This is a genomic window from Desulfovibrio sp. (assembly GCF_019424165.1).
Classification (GTDB): Bacteria; Desulfobacterota; Desulfovibrionia; order Desulfovibrionales; family Desulfovibrionaceae; genus Desulfovibrio.
Genome location: NZ_JAHZAA010000006.1, coordinates 1 through 20,008, shown reverse-complemented (window position 1 = coordinate 20,008; position 20,008 = coordinate 1). Strand labels below are relative to the sequence as shown.

Here is a 20,008-nt window from a genome sequence, read left to right as displayed (position 1 = left end):
TCAGAATAGCCAGAATGACCGGTATGTTTTGCCCGGTTGCAAGGCATCACTTCTGCTACAGCGCAGCGTGAGCATATGGGGGGAGCGGTCGCTTTTCGTCCGGCAGAAGGGGGAGCCGGGCGGGCTTTGGGCTGTAGCTGAAGTAAAAGCAATGTCCGCTGCGGCATCCTGGCTGGACGGCGGGCTTGTCAGGGCTTTACGGCCTTGACTATTTCACTGCTCAGCTTGTCCTCCAGGGCGGGAAGAATATCGTCGCGCCCCATGTTGGCGCCTTCAGCGCTGACGCTTACCGTGTACATCTCCTGAGGCTGCTTGCCGTTACGGCCTGCGCCCACGCGGGCGCGCATGCCCCAGATGTTGCTTGTGCCGCCATCAAGCATGCTGACGCCAAGGCCCAGCAACAGGCCGCCGCCAACGCCCCAGGCCGCGCCGCGTCCGCCGCCGGTAGCACCGCCCACAAGCGCGCCCAGCATGGCGCCGGTAGCGGTATGCCCCAGGGCTCTGCCAGCATCGGGTGGCGTGCTGCGCGAACCCAGAGGAACGACCTCGTCCACTGCAACGCGCAGCAGCAGGTCAGACCCCTTGGCCGAATCCGCGGGCACAAGTTCCCGTTCGCTTTGCAGGTAGGCTGTAAGCATTGACTGAAGGTCGGCATTGAATGTGGGGCTGCCGCCGCTCACGTCCACAAAAACGCTTTGCCCTGGGCTTGCCTTGATGGCGGGTAGCGGTCCGGGCCTGGCTTCGGCCTGGCTGGAGCGCGGGTCAGCGGGCGATCCGGGGGGAAAGTCCGGGTTGCCGGACGCATCCGGGCCGGTATTGTGACGCGACGAGCAGCCCGCAGCCAGCAGGCAGAGCATGGTCAGGCAGATTGCCGCCACAAGGCGGTATGGTATTGGACATATGCGCATATATCCCTCATTTTGACTGGAAATTACTATGATACTACCGCAAGTGACGCATCCCTGTCCAGTTGGGCCTGTTATGCTGTCATGGTTGTGGAATTGATGTGTCATCTGCCCAATAATCCAATATATTTTTCTTCTGCGCCTGCCTGGCGGCCATACGTTGTGGCGGGTATTTTTTTGCTCTTGCCGGTTCCGGGCAGCAGCCCCGGCCTGACGGCCCGCACTTGACGCCTTCGGGTTTTATCGTATCTTGCCGTTACATAAAGGGCGCGCAGGACATTTTTGGCGCAGCCGGAAAGCCAATTGAGGGCAGCATGGGCAAACAGTTGATAATAGTGGAATCACCGGCCAAGGTTAAGACCATCAAGAAATTTCTGGGACCGGCATATATGGTGCAGGCCAGTGTGGGCCATGTACGCGACTTGCCCGCCAAAACGCTTGGCGTGGACGAAGAGCACGATTTCGCACCGCATTATGAAGTTATAGAAAATAAAAAAAATGTGGTCAGCGACCTGCGCGCGGCCGCATCCAAGGCCGAAACCGTATATCTGGCCCCTGACCCCGACCGCGAAGGCGAGGCCATTGCCTGGCATGTGGCTGAGCTGATCCGCGACAAGGCCAAGGATATCAAGCGTATCCAGTTTAACGAAATTACGGCCAAGGCCGTCAAGGAAGCATTGGCTCACCCGCGAGAGCTTGATGCCGACCTTTTCGACGCCCAGCAGGCCCGCCGTATTCTGGACAGGCTGGTGGGCTACAAGATTTCACCCCTGCTGTGGAAGACCATCAAGCGGGGCATATCCGCAGGCCGGGTACAGTCCGTTGCCCTGCGCCTGATTGTGGAGCGCGAGGAAGAGCGCGAGGTCTTCAAGCCAGAGGAATACTGGCTGTTCAAGGCACTGCTTTCGGGCGAAGTGCCGCCTCCATTTAAGGCCGATCTGGTCAAGGTCAACGGTAAAAAGGCCGTCATCGGCAATGCCGAAGAGGCACAGACCCTTGAGGCCGCCCTCAAGGGGCAGCCCTTTGTGGTGGAAAATGTGGAGCAGAAGGAGCGCGAGCGTGCGCCCCAGCCCCCTTTCATCACCTCCACCTTGCAGCAGGCGGCCAACCAGCGTCTTTCCTATTCGGCCAAGCGCACAATGAATATTGCCCAGCGCCTTTATGAAGGCGTGGAACTGGGCGACCGCGGCCTTACCGCCCTCATCACTTATATGCGTACGGACTCCACGCGCATTGCCGACGAGGCCCGGGACGCGGCCAAGAAATTTATTGGCGAGCACTTCGGCAAGGACTACCTGCCCAAGCGCGCCCGCGTGTACAAGACCAAGGGCAGCGCCCAGGACGCCCACGAAGCCATACGCCCCGTGGATGTGTCCATCACGCCCGATGAGGTCAAGCAGCACCTGCCCCCTGACCAGTATAATCTTTACCGGCTTGTCTGGTCGCGCTTTGTGGCTTCGCAGATGGCCGGAGCGCGCTTTCACGACACCACGGTCACCATTGCCTGTGCTCACAGCCAGTGGCGCGCCAAGGGCGAGCGCCTGCTTTTCCCCGGCTTTATGGCGGCCCTGCCCCGTGCCGGAGAAGACGCCGATTCCGATCTGCCGCCTGTGGAGGTCGGGCAGACTCTCAAGCTGGAAAAGATGGACAAGGAACAAAAGTTCACCCAGCCCCCGCCGCGATACAGCGAAGCCAGCCTGGTGCGCGAGCTTGAAGAACGCGGCATCGGGCGTCCGTCCACATATGCGGCCATTATTTCCACATTGCAGGACAGGGAATATGTAAGCCTGGCCGAAAGGCACTTTGTGCCTACAGATCTCGGCCGTGTGGTTTGCGGCCAACTGACCGAGCATTTTTCGCGGCTGATGGACGTGGGTTTTACCGCCCAGATGGAAGAGGGGCTGGACAAGGTGGCCGAGGGCAAGGAGCACTGGGTAGAGCTTTTGCGCGCCTTTGCCGATGATTTCAACCCCACCCTTACGGCCGCTGCCAAAAACATGCAGAGCGTCAAGGGCGGCATTCCCGCCGATCTGGCCTGCCCGGAATGCGGCAAGCCGCTCATGATCAAGTTCGGCAAGGCCGGTGCGTTTCTGGCCTGTTCCGGCTATCCTGACTGCAACTTCACCAGTAACTTCTCCCGTAACGAGGAGGGCAAGGTGGAGGCCGTGGCTGCCGAAAAGCCGCAGTATGAGAAGGTGGGGCAGTGCCCCAAGTGCGGGCGCGATCTTGTCATCAAAAAAGCCCGCACGGGCAGCAGCTTTATCGCCTGCACGGGCTATCCCGAATGCAGGCATGCGGCCCCTCTGTCCACGGGCGTACCCTGTCCGCGTTGCGAAAAAGGGCAGTTGGTGGAAAAAAGCACCAAGCGCGGCAAGATATTCTATTCCTGCGACCAGTATCCGCAGTGCGATTTCGCCTTGTGGGACAGGCCCGTACCCGGCCCCTGCCCGCGCTGCAACTCGCCCTACCTGGTGGAAAAGAAAAGCCGGGACGGCCTGAAGGTCATATGCCCGGTCAAGGGCTGCGGCTATGTGAAGGAGGAAGGTCATGAACAGGAGTGACGAATCTGGCGGCGGCCCCGCCAGCACCGGCCCGGCAGGGACCAGCCCCGCGAGCGCCGGTTCTGCTGATGCTGCCGGCTGCGGCGGCATGAGCGCCCCCTGGCCCGATACGCTGGAAGCCCGCGTGGCCCGCTTGCTGGGGGAAGGGGAAAGCGTGGTGCTGGTAACCGTTATCAGCCGCACAGGCTCGGCCCCCCGTGATGCCGGAACCCGCGCCCTGTATACGCAGGCCGGGCCGGAAGGCACGGTGGGCGGTGGTCTGCTTGAAGCCCGGGCCATGGAGGCCGCGGCCCAGAGCCTGTTCATGGGACGTTCGGCTCGGGTAAGCTGCGATCTCAGCGGTTTTACTCCTGACAGCGACATGATTTGCGGCGGCGGCATGGAAGTGCTGTGTGAAGTGCTGCTGCCGGAACAGGCAGACCTGTTCAGGCTGGCTGCCCTGGCCCTGAACGAAGGCGTGGGTGGCGTGTGGGTGGTGGACGTGAGCCATGAAGCGCCCTCGCGCAGCCTTTGCCTCGACAGTCTGCCCCAGGGCGGCGCGCTGGCCGCTGGCGCGAGCCTGAACACGGCATCAGCGCGTGAGCTGGCCGCCCGGCGCAAGGGCCGCGCCGGACTGGTGGAAAAAGGGGAGTTCAGCGTTTATGTGGAGCCTTTGGCCGCCCCCACAATACTGCTGCTTTGCGGGGGCGGGCATGTTTCGCTTGAGGTGGCACGCCTGGCGCATGCTTGCGGCTTTATTGTCGACGTTGCGGACGACAGGCCGGAATTTTCCAATCCACAGCGCTTTCCCATGGCGCGGCGTTGCTATGTGCTGCCGGAATATGAAAACCTGGTGAGCGCCTGCGGCATCGGCCGCCATCATTATGTCGCCATCATCACGCGCGGGCATGGCTTTGACCGCGAAACCCTGGCTCAGGCGCTGACAAGCCACGCCCAGTATATAGGCATGATCGGCAGCAGGACCAAGCGCGACCAGATTTATGCGCTGCTGCGCAGCCAGGGGGTTCCCGCCGCCGAGCTGGCCGCCGTATGCTGCCCCATCGGCCTGACCATCGAGGCCGAAACGCCGCAGCAGATAGCGGTATCCATTGTTGCCGAACTGCTGGCCGCACAGGCGGGAACGCTGAAACGGCTGCGCTTTGAGGAATAGATCTTCTTTGCCCCCTTGCCCGTAGCGCAAGCGGCTTTTTGCCGTATCCGGCGCGCCGCGTGTCAAGGCATGCGGGCGTCGTTTATGTCTTTTCCTGCTTGTCGCGCTGTCAGGCGGCCTGGCCGGACAGCAGTATTTTGCCTTTGCACGGGCCGTTCTTCGATTTTTTTCTGGTTTTTCTACATCAAGGGCCGCATTCTGCGCGCTTCCTTGACATTTCCTGACGCTCAAGACACTGTGAGTATGCGGAGGCGTGTTGCATGAATTTTACCATTGTCGCCGCGCTCATTGTGTTTTTGGTCTTCATCTATGTGGATGCCAGGCGCAGAACAGCGCAACATCTTCAATGCATTGCCGAAGAAAAGAGCAGTGTCGCCACTGCTTCGGGCATGACGGCCAGTGTGGGTGTTTTTTATCCGGATGTGCGCACGGCTGTGGTCATGGGGGCTTCGGAAGATACCGGAGCCTGCTATTACAGGGTGTTGCGCGAAGGAAAGGTCATCAACCGCAGCAAAATCAATCTTGCCAATATCGTGCGGGTTGACCTGCTGCTCAACGGTTCTCCCCGGGATTTGCCGCTGGAGTCCCAGCAGGCCACCAGCTTCCTCAAGGCCACAGAAATTGCCGGTAAAGGCATCAGCACATTTTCTACAGCAGAATTGCGGGCGCTGCAAAAAGCAGCGCTGCGTCTGGTCTTTCTGGATGGAAACGGTGCGGAAAAAATGTTGGAAATCACCGTATTGCGCATGGGCGATGAACGGCACAGATTCAAGCGGCTGGAATTGCTCAAAGACGGCATCTGGTGGTATGCCTTTCTGAACAGTGCTGCCTATAATGCCAGCCTGTGGCATGATGAGCACGAATTGGCGGAACATGCCGGCACAGGCGGGCAGGAATAGGGTATAAATTTTTATCCAATAAAATCAGCATGTTGCAAGAAAACAATACGGTATTGTAACATATTGATTTTATTATATATTTTTGCAGTCTTGCTTTGGCTCCCTTGCGGGGCGGCTCGATTGCTTTTTGCAATGAACTGTGTTTTTTACATTGATGCTTCGCCCGATTATGTATGCCGGGCGGTTTTTTCAGCGTGCCGAGTCACGCGTCTTATGGAGTAGTTCATGACAAGCAGACAGCTGTTCTCTCTTCCTCTTGCCCTGGCACTTTGCCTTGCGCTGGTCGCCTGCGATAGTGACAAAAAAGCCCAGCAGGGGGCCATGCGGTTGCCCGTGGCAATTTTTGACGTTGTAGCCCGCGATGAACCGTGGCCTGCCGAATATCAGGCTCAGGCATCCGGCTCGCGGGCTGTTGAAGTGCGCGCGCGAGTTGAAGCCATTATCGAAAAGCGGCTGTATGAAGAAGGCGATTATGTGGAGCAGGGCCAACTGCTTTTCCAGTTGGAACGCGACCATTACGAGGCGCTCATGCAGCAGGCTCAGGCCCAGTTTACCAATGCCGAGCGGGAATGGCGGCGGGTGCGCCCGCTGTATGAAAAAAATGCCGTGTCGCAGAAAGAGCGCGACAATGCTCTTGCCGCGTATGAAAGCGCCAAGGCATCCATGCGCCAGGCCAAGATCAATCTGGATTACTGCCAGGTGACGGCCCCGGTTTCCGGCTACAGCAGTAAGGAAAACTACACCCCGGGCAACCTCGTGGGCAACAATTCCCTGCTCACCTACGTGAACCAGACCGACCCGATGTACATCGACTTTTCCATTGCCGCTCCCGAGCGCATGACGCGCCAGAATCTGGCCGCTGATGGCCGCCTGGTGCTGCCTGCCGACGGCCGTTACAAGGCGCAGTTGCGGCTGCTTGACGGCAGCATGTACAAGGGCGAGGGCGAGGTGACCTTTATTGACAGCCAGGTGCAGCCAAGCACCGGTGTTATCAAGGCCCGTGCGGTTTTTGCCAATGCCGACCGCAGTATCATGCCCGGCCAGTACGTCCGGCTGTATATGAATGGCGATATCCTTAAAAACGCCGTGCTTGTTCCACAAAAGTGCGTTCTGCTGACCCAGAAGGGTTCGCTGGTTATGGGCGTGGACAAGGACGACAAGGTGTATCCCATTCCCGTGGTCGTTGGTGTGTCCGTTGGCGACAGATATCTTGTGCTTGAGGGCCTCAAGGGCGGCGAACGCATTATCAGCGAAGGCATCATCAAGGCCCGTCCCGGCACGCAAGTGAGCATAATGCCCTCCGGGGGCGAACAGCCCCGGGAAGGCGCGGCTAAGAAGTAGGTAAATATGGCTGTTTCCACAAAGCCGAATTTCTTTTTACGCAGACCAATTCTTTCGGCGGTCATATCCATTGTCATCACCCTGGTGGGGGCGCTGGCCATGCGGGCATTGCCCGTGGCCCAGTACCCCGACCTGGTGCCTCCCACGGTCAACGTCAGCGTGGTGTATCCCGGAGCCTCCGCGGAAACCATCGCGTCTACCGTGCTGGCCCCCCTGGAAGTCAATATCAACGGCGTGGAAAACATGCTCTACATGACTTCCACGGCGGCTTCCGGTTCCGGCTCGGGCAGCATCAACGTCTATTTTTCGTTGGGTACAGACCCGGATATGGCCCTTGTCAACGTCAACAACAAGGTCAACCTGGCCCAGACGGTGCTGCCCGAAGCGGTGCGCCGCCAGGGCGTAAGCGTACTCAAGCGTTCGCCGGCCATGCTGCTGGTGTTTTCGTATTTTTCGCCTGACGGCCGCTACGACCAGGTGTTCATCAACAACTGGGCGCAGATCAACGTGGTGGACGCGCTCAAGCGCGTGGAAGGCGTGGGCGACGTAACCATATTCGGCAGCATGGACTATGCCATGCGCATCTGGTTGCAGCCCGACAAGCTGGCGAAGTATGGCGTGTCCGTCAACGAGGTTGCCGCCGCCATCCAGGAGCAGAACTCACAGTATGCGCCCGGACGCCTGGGCGAAATGCCCTCGCCCGACGCCACCCAGCTTACCTGGCAGATTGACACCCAGGGCCGCCTGGTCACGCCGGAAGAGTTCGGCGAGATCATCGTGCGCAGCGGGCCGGACAGTGCCATGCTGCGCCTCAAGGATGTGGCCCGCGTGGAGCTGGGCGGCAAGGACTACAGCGTTACCTCGCGCTATAACGGCATGGTGGCGCGTATGGGCGCCGTCTACCTGCTGCCCGGGGCCAACGCCATTGCCACTGGCGACCGTGTGCTGGACAAGCTGGCCGAAATCGGCCTGACCATGCCCGACGGCCTTGACTATACCATCCTTGTGAACACCAACGACTTCGTGCTTGAATCCATCCACGAAGTGGTCTCCACCCTGGTGGAAGCCATGATACTGGTGTTCATCGTCGTGTACGTGTTTCTGCAAAGCTGGCGCGCCACCATCATTCCCTGCGTGGCTGTGCCGGTCTCCATTATCGGCACGTTCGCCGGGCTGTACGCCTTTGGCTATACCATCAATACTCTTACGCTTTTTGCCATGGTGCTTTCCATCGGCATCGTGGTGGACGACGCCATCGTGGTGCTGGAAAACGTGGAACGTATCATGACCACGGAGCACCTGCCGCCCAAGGAGGCCACGGCCAAGGCCATGAACGAGGTCACGGCCCCCATTGTGGCCATCGTGCTCGTGCTGTGCGCCGTGTTTATTCCCGTATCCTTTATGGGCGGCCTGGCAGGGCAGATGTACAAGCAGTTCGCCATCACCATTTCGGTGTCGGTGGTTCTGTCGGGCGTGGTGGCGCTGACGCTCACCCCCGCCCTCTGCGCCCTGCTGCTCAAGCCCCACGACCACAGCTACAAACCGCCCAAAACCTTTGTGTGGTTCAACAGGTTTTTTGACGGTGTGACTACAAACTATGTGAGCATCGTCAACTACCTCAAGGCTTCCAGCCTGCGGGCCTTGTCGCTGTTTGCCGTCATGATCCTCATTTGCGTATGGCTGTTCAGGGTGGTTCCCGGCGGGCTCGTGCCCAACGAAGACCAGGGCTATATCCTGGGTATGGCCATTCTGGACGACGGCGCCTCGCAGCACCGCACAACGGCCGTCAACAAGGTTCTCAACGACTTTTTGCTCAGCAATCCCGCTGTGCAGAGTATGGGGACCCTGTCCGGCCTGGACATCACGTCCATTTCGGTCAAGAGCAACTACGGCACCTTCTTTGCCCTGCTCAAGCCCTGGGGTGAACGCAAAAAGCCCGAAATGTCGTCAGACGCCGTGTTGCAGACTGTGGGCGCGGTTACGCTCATGCAGCCCGAAGCCGTGGTTATGGGCTTTGCGCCGCCGCCCATCAGCGGCATGAGCACCACGGGCGGCTTTGAAGGCTACATTCAGATGCGTGGCACCGGCAGCCTTCAGGACCTGGAAAATGAGACCAACCGTCTTGTACAGGAAATTATGTCTGTGGATGCCGACGGCAAGCGCAAATATCCGGCCATCGGCATGCTGCGCAACCTGTTCTCCACCGGCTCGCCCCAGTTGTACGCCAATCTTGACCGTGACCGCTGCAAGGATATGGGTGTTCAGATCAGCGACGTGTTCACGGCTATGGGCGGCACTTTCGGTGGCGCGTACGTGAACGACTTCAACTATATGGGCCGCACCTTCCAGGTTCGTCTGCAGTCCGAGGCCCAGTACAGGATCCTGCCCGAAGACCTTGGCAACGTATATGTGCCCAACAACAAGGGTGAAATGATTCCGCTCACTGCGGTCATGACCCTTGAGCGTCGCACCGCCCCCCAGGTGGTGGAACGCTACAACGTCTTCCCTGCGGCCCACGTCATGGGCGCACCCGCCCCGGGCTTTTCATCGGGGCAGGCGCTGGACCAGATGGAAGCCGCAGCCAAGGCCATTCTGCCCACAGACTACAGCCTGGGCTGGGTGGGTTCGGCCCTTCAGGAAAAACTCGCCAGCACAGACACCACGGTGATCTTTGTTCTGGCCCTGGTCATGGTCTTCCTGATTCTGGCGGCGCAGTACGAGTCGTGGTCCCTGCCCCTTTCGGTGCTCACGGCCGTGCCTTTTGGCGTGTTCGGCGCGTTGCTGGCAACCTGGGCGCGCGGCCTTTCCAACGACGTGTACTTTCAGGTGGCTCTGGTCACGCTGGTGGGCCTGGCAGCCAAAAACGCCATTCTTATCGTGGAATTCGCGGTAGAGGCATGGCGCGGTGGCCGCAGTCTTGACGCGGCGGCAACCTTTGCCTCGCGGCTGCGCTTCAGGCCCATTGTCATGACCTCTCTGGCCTTTATTCTTGGCTGCGTGCCTTTGGCCATCAGCACAGGCGCGGGTGCCAACAGCCGCCACGCCCTGGGTACGGCCGTTATTGGCGGCATGCTGGCGGCCACGTGCATCGCCACGCTTTTTGTGCCGTACTTCTTTAAGATAATCATGCAGATATCACTGAAAATACAGGGCAAGACAGATCCCAACGCCGGTAAGGACTTTACCGGGGATGGACAGGAGGATCTATGAGTTCCATCAGTAATGCCGGTCGCATGCGTCTGACGGGGGCAGTGTTTGCCCTGTCGGTATTCATGCTTTCGGCCTGCTCCCTTGCGCCGCGCTACGAACGGCCTGAAATGGATATGCCCGCCCAGTGGCGCACGGTGGATATGGGCGCGGCCCCGCTGAACACCGACTGGTGGAACCGCTTCAATGACCCGGTGCTTACCGCCCTGGTGGACGAGGCGCTGAAGAATAACCAGGATATTGCCGAATCCCTTGCCAAGATTGATTCAGCGGCCTCGCAGGTGGGCATAGCCACTGCGGACCTGCTGCCTTCGGTCAGCGGCTCGGCTTCGTCAATGGCTCAGGGCGCTTCGGAAAAAACGCCCAATACCATGCCCTTTGACAAAAGCGGTCTTTCCCGCACCACGGCCACCAACCAGGCCGCGCTTAGCGCCTCGTGGGAGCTGGATCTCTGGGGCAAGAACCGCAATAACTACACCATGCTCAGTGATGTGCTCATGAGCACGGTCATCGGGCATGAGGCCCTGCGCCTTTCGGTGGCAGGGCAGACGGCCCAGAACTACTTTGCCCTGCTGGCCCTGGACATGCAGCTGGACACGGCCCGCCGTACGCTTAAAACCCGTGAGGATGCCTTCAGCATCTACAGCAGCCGTTACAAGCAGGGCGACATTACCGAGCTTGACTGGCAGCGCGCCCGTGCCGAGGTTGAAATAGCCCGCGCCCAGGTGCACACCAGCACCGTGGCCGTGGACAGGGCCGAAGCCGGACTGGCCGTGCTGCTTGGGCGTTCGCCCCGCGATATTATGGAACGCGGCATGCCGCGCGGGCAGGCTATCGGCATGCTGCCGTCGCCCCCCGTGCTGCCTGAAGGCCTGCCCTCCGACCTGCTGCAACGCAGGCCGGACGTGCGTGCCGCCGAGTTCATGCTTATGGCCAATAACGCCAATATCGGCGTGGCCCGCGCCCAGTTCTTCCCCTCGGTGTCCCTTACGGGCATGCTTGGTACGGTCAGCGCGGCCGTGGGCAGCCTGTTTACCGGCCCTGCCGGAGCCTGGAGCTACGGCGTCACCGGCTCCATGCCCCTGCTGGATTTTGGCCGCACCTGGTACAACGTCAAGGATGCCGAAGCGCGTAAAAAGGCCTCTGTGGCCGTATACCGCAAAACCGTGCAGACGGCCTTTGAAGACATGCGCACATCGCTGACCGCGCAGCGCGAGGCTGACGCCATTGTACGCAGCATGCAGATCCAGGTGGAAAGCCTGCGCCGTGCTACCACCATTGCCCGGCTGCAGTACGACAACGGGTATACGGACTACCTGACCGTTCTGGATGCGGAGCGCCAGCTTTTTGCTGCCGAACTGCAACTGGCATCGGCCCTGCGCGACCGCCTGGACAACGTCGTGGGCGTTTGCATGGCCCTTGGCGGCGGTTGGAACGACCCCGGCGCCAGCCCGAGCTTTCCCGTGGTCAATACCGAAAAGCTGCTGAATCAGGAAACCAGCGCCGGGGCATCCGGCAAGTCTTCGGGCAAGGCTGCGGCCGAGTCCGCACCTGTCGCGCCTGAGGCCAAACCGCAGGGTGGGGTGAGCCTGTAAGGCTCCCGGCAGACTGCGCGTATGAACTGTACTGCCCCCCGGCCTCTTGGCCGGGGGGCTTCGTTTTTTGCGCGTTTGCACCTTTTTGTTTTGGGCCGGGCTGTCCGGCGGGCAGTCATATTTTCTGTAAGGTCGCCAAGGTCAGAGGATATACAAAAGTGTGTATGTGACGGTAATTTTTAACGAAAACAATGATCCGCATTTCGCGTTGTTCCTTTGGGTAAAAAAACTTTCACAGTGTTGCGGTCAGCTTTACAAGCCTGGGGGACTATCGTAAGAGCAGGTATGGTCAAGCCGGTAATCACCATCATTTTTTTGTGCAGTGTCTTGTTGGCCGCCCCGTTGACGGCCTCTCGCGCTGTTGCCGCCTCTGATCAGGGGGCAAAATCCCAGGTGGCCGACAAGGCGAAAAAAGGCGTCCCCTGTGTGGACAGAGCAAAGGCGCGCACAGATCAGAGCCGCACCGTTACCGTGAAAAAAAGAAAGGATGCCGTCCACGCCAGAGCCTGGACTTTTCGCGAGGGCAGCAGTCTTGATGCCTGGCAGGCCCAGGGTACGCCCACAGACAATCTGCACAGCCGCGCGGTTAATGCCCCTGCCGGGGGCAAGGCCGTAGATACGGCCAAGGGGATCGACAGCGCCCTGAATGCGGCCTCCGGATCGAACAAAAATAAATCCGCCCTGGCCCTGAGTGTGGAAGACGAAAGTTCCTCCTGGCGTGAGCCGGGGGCGGGCTGCATTACCCCTGACGAAAACCTGAGCATGGAAAGCAGGCACGTGGTGCGGGCCTATGCCGATACCACCGTGGGGGACGACTTGAGCATCAGCCTCGGGCCGGAGCTTATTCTCAGAAATGAACAGCGCGAACGGCCATCCAGCAACAAGCAGCCGGACTCCGCCCTGGGGTTGGGCATGCAGTTCAAGCTCGATTTTTAACGTCTTTTTCCTTCCCTCCCATATGTTCCCCACAGGGGGCGGCCCCTTGCTTGTCGCGTATGCAGGCGTGCGCTGCGTTTCTGCCCGTATTGCCGGGGCATATAAGGCTTGCAACACTTTCATTTCCATTGGGGCCGCCGTGTTGCCCGCGTGAAACCTGCTTTTACCCGTAGCGTGTCGGCATTCTGGCGCGTTGCCTGCCGTATTGCGTGGTTCTTTCGCCCACGTGGCGCAGCCGCGGCATTGCTGCGGATTCAACTCGTTGCAATGCCTTGGCTTTAGCGTCTTGGCACTGTACTTGCTGTCCTTCCTGCGCGGTATCAGATCAGCCGCTCAGGAGGAACACATGGCGCTTTCCAATTTTCTTATACGTCCCCCCAGCGAGGCCCAGCAAGGGCAGCCTGCCGGCCAGCGCCGCGCCGTGCCGGCGGCGGGCGGAGCCAGCTTTGCCGCTGTTATGCAGGGGCAGGCGCGTCAGGCTGAAGGGGCTGCCCCGCTGCCGCAGTCCGCGCAGGCCATGAGCGGCCAGGAACTTTCGGCTCAGGTGCGCCCAGCGGAACTTGCGGGCATGCAGGCCCCCGCGCGTAATCTCGTGCTTGCGGGGCGCAGCCCCAGCGACCTCATGCGCGCTCAGGTCTTTGGCAAGGCCCAGGCTGATCTGCGTCAGACACAGGCTATTGAAGGTCTTATGCAAAGTGTTTCCGGCAATGGCTCTACCCTTGATCTGGCCCGCAGCATGGGGGCGGCGCGCCAGTTGCACTCGCTCGCCAGCACTGTGGGCGAACGGCTTGGCGGTCTGAACGGCGGAGACTTCATTCATGGTCGTTCTGCGGCTCCGGGGCAGGACAAGGCACGGCAAAAGCGGCGGCAGCCGGATGCAGCCGAGATGGAGCTGGGCAAGCTTTCCGCCCGGTTTGAATCCGGCCGCGACGGCATAGCGGCCATAGGCTACGACCGTAACGGCGGAACCTCGTACGGCAAGTACCAGGTATCGTCACGCGCGGGCAGCCTTAATGATTTTCTTGCATTTCTGGACGGTGAAGCCCCGGACATTTCCAAAAGACTGCGCTCGGCGGGGCCAGGCAATACGGGCAGCCGCAAGGGAGCCATGCCCGACATGTGGCGCGCCATTGCCGATGAGCAGCCGGAGCGCTTTGAAGCGCTGCAGGAAGCCTATGTGCGCGAAAGCCATTACAAGCCTGCTGTGGAAGGCATAAGCCAGCGGACCTCTCTGGAGGCGGACAGCCTGTCGCCTGCCATGCGCGAGGTTATCTGGAGCACATCCGTGCAGCATGGCCCCACAGGCGCCACGCGCATTTTTGCCCGCGCTGAAGCCATGAGCGGCGACCCCGGCGACCCGGCCTATGAGCGCAGACTTATCACCAATGTATACAAGGTGCGGTCCGGCCAGTTCGGCTCGTCCACCAGCGAGGTGCAGGCCGCTGTGCAAAACCGTTTTCGTCAGGAACGCACCCTGGCCCTCAATCTTCTGGATGGCGGACACAAGGCCAACCTGGCCTGACGGCCCTGATCTCTCATGAAGACAGAACTTTCCCGCGCCCATATCCAGCAGCCACATGCTCCCACGCCCGGCGAACGCCCGGCAGGCGGGGGTGATGTTGTCATCATCAACCTGACACGTTTTGGCGACCTGCTGCAAAGCCAGGCGCTTGTGCACGACCTGCGCCGCGCCGGATTGCGTGTGGGGCTTGTCTGCCTGGAAAACTTCGCTTCGGCCTTGCCGTTGCTGCAACATGTGGACATGGCCTGGCCCCTGCCCGGCGCGCGCATCATGGCGGATGTGGAAGGCGACTGGCGGCGGGCCGCTCTGCGGCTGCTGGCCCTTGTGCATGAAATCCGGCGGAGCATGCCAGCCGCCCGGGTTATCAATCTTACAGCCACGCTGCCCGCGCGTCTGCTCGCTCGCCTTTTGGCCCCGCGCCCCGGCGAGATTACCGGATTCGGCATGGATGCCCAAGGCTTTGGTTTCAGCGGTGGCGCCTGGGCCTCCTTTCTTGCGGGAACGGTGCTGCGGCGTTTGAACACGCCCTTCAACCTTGTGGACACGTTCCGCATGGTGGGGGCAAACGCCATGACAGGTACGGAAAAGGCACGGCTTGCGGCAAGCAGCACAACACCCGGCAGCAGGCCCGGTTTGCAGCCACCACCCGAAGCGGCGCGGGAATTTGCCCGCGCCCTGCTGGAAGAAGGTACGCTGAGGGCAGGTATTGCTGCGTCCTGTAAGGGCTTTGTGGCTTTGCAACTGGGAGCCAGCGAAGCAAAAAGGCAGTGGCCCGCAGCCTCTTTTGCCGCCCTGGGTGACAGGTTGTGGCGCGAGGCAGGGCTTTGCCCTGTGTTGCTTGGCAGCCGGGCGGAACAGCCCCTTGCCGAAGAGTATCTGCGGGCAACCCGCGGCCCCTGCATCACTGCCGTGGGGCGCACCGATATCGCGCAACTGGCGGGCCTGCTTGCCCATTGCCGCCTTCTTGTCACCAATGACACCGGTACGATGCATCTGGCCGCAGGCCTGGCCGTACCTTGCCTTGCCATATTTCTGGCCACGGCCCAACCCTGGGATACCGGGCCGTATCTGCCGGGCTGCTGCTGCCTTGAGCCTGCCATGCCATGCCACCCCTGCCCTTACGGGCGCGCCTGCCCCCACGGCCATGCCTGCCTCGGGCGGATCAGCCCCGAGGGCGTGGGCGACCTTGTTTGTGGCTGGCTCGCAACCGGGCGGTGGGATGCGGCGCTTGAGGCAGGGGAGTCCTGCATTGGCCGTGAGGCCCGCGTGTGGCAGACGGAAACGGACAGTTGCGGCTTTGCCGCCTTGCGCTGTCTTTCGGACCACGGCGGTGAAGACCGCAGCCAATGGCTTGATGCGCAGCGTTTTTTGTGGCGTCAGATGTTTGACAAACTGGGAGAGAGCGTGCCTTCAGACGGGCAGGGCTGCGCCATGCCGGCAAAAGTGGTCCTCAGCCCGTCATTTGCGGCAGCCGTGGGGGACGCCCTGTCCCAGGCGCTGCAATTGCTGGCCTTGCTGGAAGAGCAGGCGGGCCTGGTGGGTAAAAGCTCCATGGCCGGACAGCTTTTTTTGCGTAATTGCGAGCGCTTGCAAAGCCTGCTGGACGCCAGCCCGGCGCTTACCGCCCTGGGCGGATTCTGGCGTGAGCTGCGGCAGCAGCGGGGCGGTGATATGGCAGACCTGACGCAATTGATACAATGTTTACGCTCTGCTCTAATGGAATGGAAAAACAGTATATAAATAAAATGGCATACAGTTTGCTTTAACTGGTGCAGCCTTATGGCGGCAAATTCTTCCCCGTGGGGACAGGAGGAACACTATGATAATCATTGATGGTAATGAAAGCGTCAAAAGCATATCCACCTTTGAAAACCTTGAGCAGGCGCTGACCAGCATCATGCGGGACGAAGAAATGGAAGGGCGCGTGATTACCGACGTTCTGGTAAATGACGAGGCCTTTTCGGAAATTTATCCGCACCAGGCAGAAGACATCACATGCGACGCCATTTCGCGCCTTGAGGTGCGCTCTGTACCCAACAGCGAACTGGCCGTGGATATTGCCGGAGAAATGGGCAAGGTCACCCTGATGATGGAACACGGCGCCCGCCAGGTTGCCCGCCTGTTTCGCGAAGCCTCGGATACGGACGCTCTTGAACTTTTGCAGGACCTGCTGGACGTCACCCGTGATTTCATGAATATGCTCGGTGACCTGCGCGGACGCTACGCCGAAGGCGATTCTGATGCCTTTGCTGAAAAGACCGAAAAGCTCTCGAACCTGATTTCTGAAATGAGCGACGGCCTTGAAAACGAAGACTGGATTCTGCTTTCCGACCTGCTGGAATACGAATTTTTGCCCATCTGCGCCGAATGGCGTGAAGTAAGCGAACAACTGCGCCAGCAGATCATCCAGCGTGTCGCCCAGTAGGGCGCAAGGAGTTGTTATGGCCCAGGGACTCAGTTTGCTGGATCAGGCCCTTGATCTCGCCCGGCAGGAAATGAACGCTCTTGAAGACGGGGCGTATGACCAAGCGGTGATTCTTGCGGAAAAACGCAACGAGGTCACCAGCATGGCCTGGCATATGCTGGAAGACGGCCGCGCCGAAGAGTACCGGGGGCATCTTGTGGAGCTTGCCCGTGTGCAGGAGCATCTGACAGGGCTTGCCACCAGAGCGCGGGATGCCCTGCGGCAGGATCTGCAACGCTCCCGCCTTGAGCGGCAGCGCATGAACGGTTACCAGCAGTCCATAGGGCAGGCCTTGCAATAATATCCTGTTTCTGCCGGGGATGCCCGCGCACCGTGTGCAGGGCAATCTGGGGCTGTGGGGCGGATATTCGCCATAAAGCTATCATGCGCTGTGCATCTGCGTGATGAAACACCGAATAAACGGCGCAACTGCCTGTTCACATGGCTGCAATATAATCAAAAAACGCGTACCGGAACTGCCGGTGCGCGTTTTTTGATTATGGGCCTGATCCGTCGGGCGCGGCAGCGCGCTAAACAAAAAACCACCTGCCATGCGGGTGGTGCTGATTATTGCTGTTGTAACAGGGGATGTGCGCAGGCAGGCGGCAATGCCGTTCCGGGGCAAGCCCGCTGCCCGCGCCGGAATGCCCTGTGCTTCAGGAAGAACTTGCGGAAAAATTTGTAATTGGGCAGCATCACTTTCGCGTATACGGCAGGAAATCGCGCCAGGGAGTGCATGCCTGCAAATTTTCAGCAAGGCCTGGGTTGCCGCGCAAACCGGCCCGCCAGAATTTTTGGTGGGGGGAGCGCCGCCTTTGTGCCTGCGCAGTTTACATAAAGAAACCACGCCATAAAAATGGAGAGTAGAGCATGAACCTGGTGTACCGTGGCAAAACCAAAGACGTGTATGACAACGGCGAAGACGGTTTGCGTTTGATTTTCTCAGACCGGGTGACAAAAAATGCTGCGGGAGAAATCGATCCCGGCGGAAATACGGTGGCGGAAAGCACCGCGCCCGGGCAGGGAGAGGCCTGTCTGCTCATGGCTTCGGCCATATTTGAAGAACTGGCTGAAAAAAACGGCGTCTTCACGCATATGATCGCATACGATCTGCCGTCACTGTCAATGGATGTGCGCAGGGGAACCATGTTCAATCCCGGCATTGAGTGGATTGCCCGCTGGGTTTGCACAGGAAGCTTTTTGCGCCGGTACGGCATGGTGCCGGGCGTGCATGACGGCATGCGTTTTGCCGATCCCGTGTTTGAAATAACCCTCAAGGATGATGCCGCCGGCGATCCGCTTATTGTCCCTTCCGCCCTTGTGGCTCTGGGGGTTGTGGATGCCCGGACCATGAATGCCCTTCTGGACAGCAACGCAAAAGCCATGCAGGCCATACACGCCATGTTTGCGGCGCGGGACCTGGATCTCTGGGATATCAAGATTGAATGGGCGCTTGATGCCAAGGGCGCGCCCATGCTGATTGACGAAGTTTCGCCCGGTTGCTGCAGGGCCTTTGACATGAAGACCAAAAAACGTGTTTCGGGCATAGAGCTGGCAGAGCGCTTTCGTCGTTAAGCTGGCTTGCGTAAGGTACGGGATGCCTTCCGGCAAGCCTGCCTGAGGCTTTTTTACTGCTCCAGCCGCCTGAACCCCGGTTTTCGTATCCCGGATTTCAGGCGGCTGGCTGTTCAGGCAACGCATACAGGCAGGCACCCACTGCCCGGCCGTACGCTTTTTACAGATATTTTTCAGGCTGTTCACTCTTTTCATTACCTGATCTGTTGGCGCCGCAGCGGCGTTATGGATCGGAAAAGAGTGAACAGCCTTTATAGGTATTTGCCTAGCAGGTTGTCATTTCTCTTGCGGCGCTGTCCGTGGCCTCCTGGCAGGAGTCCATTACGCTGGGAATAGCGCTGACTTCGCTGACTGCGGCGGCAACGCCCTCAGCAGCGGCGGCAGGGCCGTTGGCTGCCGCAGGCCCGGTGATGAGGCTCTGGTCAGGAGCCGCGTTCATGTCCGTCAGGCCCATGCCATGCAATTCACCCTCTGCAATATCCGCCCCGCTTTTTTCTGGGTCTTGCCCGCTCGTGGCCGCGAACAGGTTGTCGAGGCTTTCATCGCCGTAAGTCAGGGTGATGGGGGCATGGAGCACGGCAAAATCGCCGCTGTTTTCCCCTTCATTGCCGAGATAGCCGTTATGCAGGGCGTCATCACCTTCTTCAAAGGCTACGCCTGCGGGCATGTCCGCGGCATGATCATCCAGGAAGGCGAAAATCGGCTGAATCTGTTCCTCTTCATCGGCAAAGCCCGTTTGTGCTGTGGCGTCAGGCCCAGGAACATTCATATGCGCCCCGGTATTGTCCGCCTGCGTATTGAAGCCGGTATTCAGCCCGTCATCCGTCAGAAGGGCCGGGCCGTGGTGAGCGGCCAGCGTCGGGTCCTGCGCCGAATTTTGCGCGGCATCCTCCCCGTCAGCATGCTGCACGCCCTGTGTGTGGTGATCTGCGCCGGTTTCCACAAGCGCTGCGGCCAAAGGCGCGGCAAAGGGCGCGGCGGGGTCATGCAACTGGGTGACAAGCTCCGGCGGCTGAATGTCGACAAGCTTATCCTTCAGGTACCAGAGAACGTCATTAAACACATCCAGGAATTCCGCCAGGTTCGAGCCGCTCAGTCCTTCAAAATTGATGGCCTCCAGGCCACCGGAAAAAAGGAAGCTGGCGCGGACGGCATCGAGCCATCCACCATATTGCGCGATAAAGCCTTGTGTGTCAGCGGCTTGCAGTATCAAGGTGTAGGTTCCGCCAGTAGCAATGACATTCAGGCTGCCGGGCTGCACCATTCCGTTGATGGTGAGGACATTGCTGCCGCCGCCCAGGTTGATTTCATTGCCATCGCCGACAATGTTCCCGTTAATGAACACCCTGTCGTCGCCCGCACCGGTGGTGATGATGTTTCTACCGCCGTTTTCGGTCTGCATGGCGGTCCCCTGACCGTTATTGGCGGTCAGGGTGATGCTGTCGCCCGTGCCGCCTGCCTGGGAATGGCCGGTGATGTAGTTTACAGAGCCGCCCCCGCTGGCCCACATGGCAATGGCCTTTTCAGCGGTATCGGCCGATGCCGTGATGGTCACGGTCAGGGGCGATCCCTGAGCGGATTCAAGCGTATTCACGCCGCCGTCTGTGGCGGCAAGCCCCTTGCCGCACTGATTGTCGATGGAAATTTCACCTGCGGACAGGGTGTTGTGGCTGCCTGCGCCGTCAGCCCTGACGGAAGCCGTGTCGTTGATGCTGGTTGAATACGGGTCCCGCTCGCTGCCGGTTGCGGCTGCGGTCGTAATGGTGATGGCGCCGTCAGATGAGGCCGTCAGTGTGTTGTGGCCGCCAGTTTCGGCATTGACGGTGGCAACAGACCTGTCAGCGTACACCTTG

Annotated in this window: 15 protein-coding genes; 12 read left to right on the top strand and 3 right to left on the bottom strand. The window is 60.0% G+C overall.

Going from position 1 to position 20,008, the window contains the following annotated elements; all coding sequences use genetic code 11:
* Positions 1-188 precede the first annotated feature (188 nt).
* Positions 189-908, bottom strand: coding sequence for a hypothetical protein (locus QZ377_RS04140; protein ID WP_291439789.1), 720 nt, complete (start codon positions 906-908; stop codon positions 189-191).
* A gap of 311 nt (positions 909-1,219) precedes the next feature.
* Here QZ377_RS04140 and topA point away from each other — a divergent pair, with 311 nt between their 5' ends.
* The 11 genes from topA to QZ377_RS04085 all read left to right on the top strand — a co-directional run bounded on the left by topA (position 1,220) and on the right by QZ377_RS04085 (position 16,881).
* Positions 1,220-3,466, top strand: coding sequence for a type I DNA topoisomerase (topA, locus tag QZ377_RS04135; RefSeq protein WP_291439788.1), 2,247 nt, complete (start codon positions 1,220-1,222; stop codon positions 3,464-3,466).
* On the top strand, positions 3,453-4,616 hold the full coding sequence (locus QZ377_RS04130; RefSeq protein ID WP_291439785.1) for an XdhC/CoxI family protein: 1,164 nt from the start codon (positions 3,453-3,455) through the stop codon (positions 4,614-4,616). The genes topA and QZ377_RS04130 overlap by 14 nt, the downstream gene beginning before the upstream one ends.
* Positions 4,617-4,876: 260 nt before the next feature.
* A complete protein-coding gene (locus QZ377_RS04125) occupies positions 4,877-5,515 on the top strand; it encodes a thioredoxin (protein WP_291439783.1) in 639 nt (212 codons plus the stop codon).
* A 225-nt stretch (positions 5,516-5,740) separates the two neighbouring features.
* The gene (locus QZ377_RS04120) at positions 5,741-6,856 is read left to right on the top strand and encodes an efflux RND transporter periplasmic adaptor subunit (protein WP_291439782.1); all 1,116 of its coding nucleotides are present in this window, start codon (positions 5,741-5,743) and stop codon (positions 6,854-6,856) included.
* Positions 6,857-6,862: 6 nt separating this feature from the next.
* Positions 6,863-10,066 carry a multidrug efflux RND transporter permease subunit gene (locus QZ377_RS04115; RefSeq protein WP_291439780.1) on the top strand — a complete coding sequence of 1,068 codons (3,204 nt, stop codon included), beginning with the start codon at positions 6,863-6,865 and terminating at the stop codon, positions 10,064-10,066.
* Positions 10,063-11,658 carry an efflux transporter outer membrane subunit gene (locus QZ377_RS04110; protein ID WP_291439778.1) on the top strand — a complete coding sequence of 532 codons (1,596 nt, stop codon included), beginning with the start codon at positions 10,063-10,065 and terminating at the stop codon, positions 11,656-11,658. The genes QZ377_RS04115 and QZ377_RS04110 overlap by 4 nt, the downstream gene beginning before the upstream one ends.
* 285 nt (positions 11,659-11,943) lie before the next feature.
* The gene (locus QZ377_RS04105; RefSeq protein ID WP_291439776.1) at positions 11,944-12,594 is read left to right on the top strand and encodes a hypothetical protein; all 651 of its coding nucleotides are present in this window, start codon (positions 11,944-11,946) and stop codon (positions 12,592-12,594) included.
* 346 nt (positions 12,595-12,940) lie between these two features.
* Positions 12,941-14,116 carry a hypothetical protein gene (locus QZ377_RS04100; RefSeq protein ID WP_291439774.1) on the top strand — a complete coding sequence of 392 codons (1,176 nt, stop codon included), beginning with the start codon at positions 12,941-12,943 and terminating at the stop codon, positions 14,114-14,116.
* 15 nt (positions 14,117-14,131) lie between these two features.
* Positions 14,132-15,856, top strand: coding sequence for a glycosyltransferase family 9 protein (locus QZ377_RS04095; RefSeq protein WP_291439773.1), 1,725 nt, complete (start codon positions 14,132-14,134; stop codon positions 15,854-15,856).
* A 79-nt stretch (positions 15,857-15,935) separates the two neighbouring features.
* A complete protein-coding gene (locus tag QZ377_RS04090) occupies positions 15,936-16,541 on the top strand; it encodes a hypothetical protein (RefSeq protein WP_291439771.1) in 606 nt (201 codons plus the stop codon).
* A gap of 16 nt (positions 16,542-16,557) precedes the next feature.
* Positions 16,558-16,881 carry a hypothetical protein gene (locus QZ377_RS04085; protein ID WP_291439769.1) on the top strand — a complete coding sequence of 108 codons (324 nt, stop codon included), beginning with the start codon at positions 16,558-16,560 and terminating at the stop codon, positions 16,879-16,881.
* Positions 16,882-16,962: 81 nt separating this feature from the next.
* Here QZ377_RS04085 and QZ377_RS04080 read toward each other — a convergent pair whose 3' ends face one another.
* Positions 16,963-17,337, bottom strand: coding sequence for a hypothetical protein (locus QZ377_RS04080; protein WP_291439767.1), 375 nt, complete (start codon positions 17,335-17,337; stop codon positions 16,963-16,965).
* A 113-nt stretch (positions 17,338-17,450) separates the two neighbouring features.
* Here QZ377_RS04080 and QZ377_RS04075 point away from each other — a divergent pair, with 113 nt between their 5' ends.
* Positions 17,451-18,155 carry a phosphoribosylaminoimidazolesuccinocarboxamide synthase gene (locus QZ377_RS04075; RefSeq protein WP_291439765.1) on the top strand — a complete coding sequence of 235 codons (705 nt, stop codon included), beginning with the start codon at positions 17,451-17,453 and terminating at the stop codon, positions 18,153-18,155.
* A 265-nt stretch (positions 18,156-18,420) separates the two neighbouring features.
* Here QZ377_RS04075 and QZ377_RS04070 read toward each other — a convergent pair.
* The coding region (locus QZ377_RS04070; RefSeq protein ID WP_291439763.1) for a hypothetical protein at positions 18,421-20,008 on the bottom strand (1,588 nt) is incomplete at its 5' end.

What these genes read in the sequence shown, in the direction of transcription:
- QZ377_RS04085 (WP_291439769.1), top strand. Translation starts at nt 16,558, where the DNA reads ATGGCCCAGGGACTCAGTTTGCTGGATCAGGCCCTTGATCTCGCCCGG.
- QZ377_RS04075 (WP_291439765.1), top strand. Translation starts at nt 17,451, where the DNA reads ATGAACCTGGTGTACCGTGGCAAAACCAAAGACGTGTATGACAACGGC.
- QZ377_RS04140 (WP_291439789.1), bottom strand. Translation starts at nt 908, where the DNA reads ATGCGCATATGTCCAATACCATACCGCCTTGTGGCGGCAATCTGCCTG.
- QZ377_RS04120 (WP_291439782.1), top strand. Translation starts at nt 5,741, where the DNA reads ATGACAAGCAGACAGCTGTTCTCTCTTCCTCTTGCCCTGGCACTTTGC.
- QZ377_RS04090 (WP_291439771.1), top strand. Translation starts at nt 15,936, where the DNA reads ATGATAATCATTGATGGTAATGAAAGCGTCAAAAGCATATCCACCTTT.
- topA (WP_291439788.1), top strand. Translation starts at nt 1,220, where the DNA reads ATGGGCAAACAGTTGATAATAGTGGAATCACCGGCCAAGGTTAAGACC.
- QZ377_RS04105 (WP_291439776.1), top strand. Translation starts at nt 11,944, where the DNA reads ATGGTCAAGCCGGTAATCACCATCATTTTTTTGTGCAGTGTCTTGTTG.
- QZ377_RS04095 (WP_291439773.1), top strand. Translation starts at nt 14,132, where the DNA reads ATGAAGACAGAACTTTCCCGCGCCCATATCCAGCAGCCACATGCTCCC.
- QZ377_RS04125 (WP_291439783.1), top strand. Translation starts at nt 4,877, where the DNA reads ATGAATTTTACCATTGTCGCCGCGCTCATTGTGTTTTTGGTCTTCATC.
- QZ377_RS04110 (WP_291439778.1), top strand. Translation starts at nt 10,063, where the DNA reads ATGAGTTCCATCAGTAATGCCGGTCGCATGCGTCTGACGGGGGCAGTG.
- QZ377_RS04115 (WP_291439780.1), top strand. Translation starts at nt 6,863, where the DNA reads ATGGCTGTTTCCACAAAGCCGAATTTCTTTTTACGCAGACCAATTCTT.
- QZ377_RS04130 (WP_291439785.1), top strand. Translation starts at nt 3,453, where the DNA reads ATGAACAGGAGTGACGAATCTGGCGGCGGCCCCGCCAGCACCGGCCCG.
- QZ377_RS04100 (WP_291439774.1), top strand. Translation starts at nt 12,941, where the DNA reads ATGGCGCTTTCCAATTTTCTTATACGTCCCCCCAGCGAGGCCCAGCAA.